The sequence below is a fragment of the Pseudarthrobacter sp. AL07 genome, from assembly GCF_029960665.1.
GTDB lineage: Bacteria > Actinomycetota > Actinomycetes > Actinomycetales > Micrococcaceae > Arthrobacter.
Window position 1 is genome coordinate 1 of record NZ_JASBRB010000057.1, and the last position, 4,644, is coordinate 4,644.

Genomic DNA, 4,644 nt, shown 5'->3' on the forward strand with positions numbered 1-4,644 from the left:
CAGCCCGCTGCGGCACGCACCCCACACCGCGTCCGCCGTCGTGAGTTCCGACTGGACCCGCGAGTACCCGCGTGAGCAGGCTGCGTTCCCGCTCGCCTCGCTCAAGCAGGACAAGTATTTCCCGCCCGTAGGCCGGATCGACGGCGCAGCCGGGGACCGCAACCTGATCTGCTCCTGCCCGCCCATCGAGGAATTCGCGAACTAGTTTCGTGTGAAAGGCTTTCATAATGACTGAGAACTACACCGCTCTTTACGAAGAGCACAAAAAACTCGGGGCTTCCTTTACTGATTTCGGTGGCTGGCAGATGCCCCTGAAGTACAGCTCGGAGCTGGCTGAGCACCACGCGGTGCGCAAGGCTGCCGGCCTGTTCGACCTCTCCCACATGGGCGAAGTCTGGGTTTCCGGCCTGGAAGCCGGCGCGTTCCTGGACTATGCACTCGTGGGCAAGCTCTCCGCCATCGCGGACGGGAAAGCCAAGTACTCACTCATCTGCAACGCCGACGGCGGCATCATCGATGACCTCATCGTGTACCGCTTCGGCGATGAGAAGTACCTCGTGGTCCCCAACGCGGGCAACGCCCCCACCGTCGCCGTCGCCCTGGCCGAACGCGCCGCGGCGTTCAACGTGAAGGTGGAGGATGCCTCCGCCATCACCTCGCTGATTGCGGTACAGGGCCCCAAGGCCGAGGCCATCCTGCTCAAGCTGACCGATGAGGCCCAGCACGCACTGGTTACCGGCCTGTTGTACTACGCGTTCAACGAACTCACCGTGGCCGGCCACAACGTCATCCTGGCCCGCACCGGCTACACCGGCGAGGACGGCTTCGAGCTCTTTGTCGCGAACGACGCCGCCGCCTCCCTCTGGGCGTCCGTCGCCGAAGCGGGGGCCGAGTTCGGGATCGTTCCGTGCGGCCTCGCCTCACGCGATTCGCTCCGCCTCGAAGCCGGCATGCCGCTCTACGGCAACGAGCTTTCGCTCGAACGGTCACCGTTCGATGCCGGCCTGGGCGGCGTTGTGGCACTCAAGAGCAAGGAAGGCGACTTCGTGGGCCGCTCCGCCCTGACAGCCGCCAAGGAAGCCGGTTCGAAGCGTAAGCTTGTGGGCCTGAAGGGACTCGGCCGTCGCGCCGGCCGTGGGCACTACCCGGTGCTCAAGGACGGCGCAGTGGTTGGCGAAGTCACCTCCGGCCAGCCCAGCCCCACCCTTGGCTACCCGGTCGCGATGGCCTATGTCGACGTTGAGCACGCCGAGATTGGTACCGCCCTGGACATCGACCTGCGCGGCAAGGCAGAGCCTTTCGAGGTTGTCGCCCTGCCGTTCTACAAGCGCCAAAAGTAAGTCCTCCGGCTCCCTGAGTCCGCACGACCACAACTGACTTCGAAACGTAAGGAAACACACATGGCTAAGGTTGCCGCTGAACTCAAGTATTCCGCCGAGCACGAGTGGATCTCCACTGATGGCTCGGGCCCGTCCGTTGTTGGCGTGTCCGCTGTTGCCGCTGAGGCGCTGGGCGACATCGTCTACGTGGACCTGCCCGAGGTTGGCTCCACGGTGACCGCGGGGGAGACCTGCGGTGAGATCGAGTCCACCAAGTCCGTTTCTGACCTGTACTCCCCGGTGACGGGTGAGGTCACGGAGATCAATGACGAAGCCGTCGGCGATCCTGCACTCATCAACTCTGATCCCTACGGTGCCGGCTGGCTCTTCAAGGTCACCGTGACTGAAGAGGGCCCGCTGTTGTCCGCTCAGGAATACGCCGAAGTAAACGGTGGCGAACTGTGAGCGCCGCTGCCGCGGCCGCGGGCACAAACAGAGTCTTTGAGCAGGTAGTCTCCGCGAGCCTGGACACCGACCTGTCGGTGCTGGACCCGGAGATCGCCGCCAAGATCGACGACGAACTGGGCCGCCAGCGCAATGGTCTGGAAATGATCGCCTCGGAGAACCACACAGCCGTTGCCGTGATGCAGGCGCAGGGTTCGGTCCTGACCAACAAGTACGCCGAGGGCTACCCGGGCAAGCGCTACTACGGTGGCTGCGAGCACGTGGACGTCATCGAGCAGCTGGCCATCGACCGGGTCAAGGCCCTCTTCGGTGCCGAGTTCGCCAACGTCCAGCCGCACTCCGGCGCCCAGGCGAACGCTTCGGTCATGCACGCGCTGATCAAGCCGGGCGATACCATCATGGGCCTGAACCTGGCCCACGGCGGCCACCTCACCCACGGCATGAAGATCAACTTCTCCGGCAAGCTGTACAACGTGGTCCCGTACCAGGTCCGCGAAGACACCCACACCATTGACATGGCCGAGGTGGAGCGTCTGGCGCTGGAGCACAAGCCGCAGCTGATCGTTGCCGGCTGGTCGGCCTACGCCCGCCAGCTGGACTTCGCCGAATTCCGCCGGATCGCCGATCTGGTGGGTGCCTTCCTGATGGTGGACATGGCGCACTTCGCCGGACTGGTGGCAGCTGGCCTGCACCCGAGCCCGGTGCCGCACGCCCACGTCACCACCTCCACCACGCACAAGACCCTCGCCGGTCCGCGCGGCGGCATCATCCTCTCCAACGACCCCGCGATCGCCAAGAAGATCAACTCGGCTGTCTTCCCGGGCCAGCAAGGCGGCCCGCTGGAGCACGTCATCGCCGGCAAGGCCGTGGCCTTCAAGATCGCAGCAACACCGGAGTTCAAGGAACGCCAGGAGCGCGTCCTCGCCGGCGCCAGCATCCTGGCCGACCGCCTGGTCCAGCCGGACGTCACCGCCAAGGGCATCAACGTGATCTCCGGCGGCACCGACGTCCACCTGGTCCTGGTTGACCTGCGCAACTGCGAGCTGGACGGCCAGCAGGCCGAGGACCGCCTGGCCGCGATTGAGATCACCGTCAACCGCAACGCCGTGCCGTTCGATCCGCGGCCGCCGATGGTTACTTCAGGTCTCCGGATCGGCACTCCCGCGCTGGCCACCCGTGGGTTCGGCGAGGCAGCCTTCCGCGAAGTTGCGGACATCATCGCCGAGGCATTGATTGCCGACGCCGGCGCGGACCTTTCGGGCCTGCGTCACCGGGTCGAGGCACTCGCCGCCGCCCACCCGCTGTACCCGTCTGTCGCCAACCTCGGGTAGTGTCCGGGACCGGCGGACCGGACCCCACCCCACACCACTGAAGTATCAGTTAGGAAGTCATCATGGCCGTTGGAGTCTTTGATTTGTTCTCCGTCGGGATCGGGCCTTCGAGCTCGCACACCGTCGGCCCGATGCGGGCTGCCGCGGTGTTTGCCGAGGAGCTTAAGGGCTCCGGCAGCCTGGACAAGTTGGCGGGGCTGCGGGTGGACCTGTACGGGTCCTTGGCAGCGACGGGCCACGGACACGGCACCATGACGGCCATCCTGCTGGGCCTGGAGGGGTTCCACCCCGAAAAGATCCTGCCGGCCGAGGTGGAGGAGCGGCTCGCCGCGATCGCCGAAACCGGCACCCTCCAGCTCGCCGGTTCCGTACCCCTGCCTTACGGGGTCAAGGATATGGTCCTGCGCCCGCTGACTGTCCTGCCGCGGCACACCAATGGCATGACCTTCACAGTCAGCGACGGAGAAGGCGAAATCCTGCACAAGGCCACGTTCTTCTCCGTGGGCGGCGGCTTCATTGTCCGTGAGGGCGAAGAGGACGCGGCCCTGAAGGAACTCGACGAGTCCAAGAAGGAGCTGCCGCTGCCGTTCCGCACCGCCGCAGAGTTGCTGGGCCGGTGCCAGTCCAAGGGCCTGTCGATCGGCGAGGTCATGTTCGTCAATGAGCTTGCCTCCCGGTCGGAGGCGGAAATCCGTGAAGGCCTGCTGCACATCTACTCCGTCATGGAGGAGTGCGTGGCAACCAGCCTCAAGCGTGAGGGGCTGCTGCCCGGCGGACTGAAGGTCCGCCGTCGCGCTCCGGACTGGCGTGAGCGCCTCGAAAAGGAGGACAAGGACCGGGACCCGAAGTACTGGCAGGAATGGGTGAACCTCATCGCCCTGGCAGTGAACGAGGAGAACGCGTCCGGCGGCCGGGTTGTCACGGCACCCACCAATGGTGCCGCGGGGATCATCCCGGCTGTCCTGTATTACGCCCTGCATTTCGCGCCCGGGATGGACAAAGCCACGCAGGAAGACCGCGACGACGTTTGCGTCAAGTTCCTGCTCACGGCCGGTGCCATCGGGGTGCTGTACAAGGAACAGGCGTCCATCTCGGGCGCCGAGGTGGGCTGCCAGGGCGAGGTGGGGTCGGCGTCGTCGATGGCTGCCGGTGCCCTCGCCGAGGTCATGGGCGGCACACCCCAGCAGGTGGAGAACGCCGCGGAGATCGCGATGGAACACAACCTGGGCCTGACGTGCGATCCGATCGGCGGATTGGTCCAGGTGCCGTGCATCGAGCGCAACGCGATCGCGGCGGCGAAGGCCATCAACGCCGCGAAGATGGCGCTGTGGGGGGACGGTACGCACCGGGTGTCCCTGGACGAGGTGATCGTGACCATGCGCGAGACCGGCAGGGACATGAGCTCCAAATACAAGGAAACGGCCATGGGCGGCCTCGCCGTCAACGTCGTGGAATGCTAAGGGAAGAGAACTGATGACACTGGCACCAGAAGGCCGGAAGCTGCTGCGCGTTGAGCAGCGTAACTCTGC

5 protein-coding genes are annotated in these 4,644 nt (G+C 65.5%); all 5 read left to right on the forward strand.

Translation table 11 applies throughout. The features are described from left to right. Positions 1 to 205 (forward strand): hypothetical protein (locus tag QK290_RS18240; RefSeq protein WP_282332074.1); only part of this gene is annotated, 205 nt, incomplete at its 5' end. Between the two features lie 22 nt (positions 206 to 227). Continuing rightward, a complete protein-coding gene (gene gcvT, locus QK290_RS18245) occupies positions 228 to 1,340 on the forward strand; it encodes a glycine cleavage system aminomethyltransferase GcvT (RefSeq protein WP_282332075.1) in 1,113 nt (370 codons plus the stop codon). Between the two features lie 60 nt (positions 1,341 to 1,400). Continuing rightward, positions 1,401 to 1,784, forward strand: a complete 384-nt coding sequence (gene gcvH / locus QK290_RS18250) for a glycine cleavage system protein GcvH (RefSeq protein ID WP_282332076.1) — start codon at positions 1,401 to 1,403, stop codon at positions 1,782 to 1,784. Next, complete coding sequence (gene glyA, locus QK290_RS18255; protein ID WP_282332077.1) at positions 1,781 to 3,115, forward strand: serine hydroxymethyltransferase; 1,335 nt, start codon at positions 1,781 to 1,783, stop codon at positions 3,113 to 3,115. The genes gcvH and glyA overlap by 4 nt, the downstream gene beginning before the upstream one ends. Before the next feature lie 62 nt (positions 3,116 to 3,177). Further along, on the forward strand, positions 3,178 to 4,575 hold the full coding sequence (locus tag QK290_RS18260) for an L-serine ammonia-lyase (RefSeq protein ID WP_282332078.1): 1,398 nt from the start codon (positions 3,178 to 3,180) through the stop codon (positions 4,573 to 4,575). The last annotated feature ends 69 nt before the right edge of the window (positions 4,576 to 4,644 follow it).

What these genes read in the sequence shown, in the direction of transcription:
- gcvT (WP_282332075.1), top strand. Translation starts at nt 228, where the DNA reads ATGACTGAGAACTACACCGCTCTTTACGAAGAGCACAAAAAACTCGGG.
- gcvH (WP_282332076.1), top strand. Translation starts at nt 1,401, where the DNA reads ATGGCTAAGGTTGCCGCTGAACTCAAGTATTCCGCCGAGCACGAGTGG.
- QK290_RS18260 (WP_282332078.1), top strand. Translation starts at nt 3,178, where the DNA reads ATGGCCGTTGGAGTCTTTGATTTGTTCTCCGTCGGGATCGGGCCTTCG.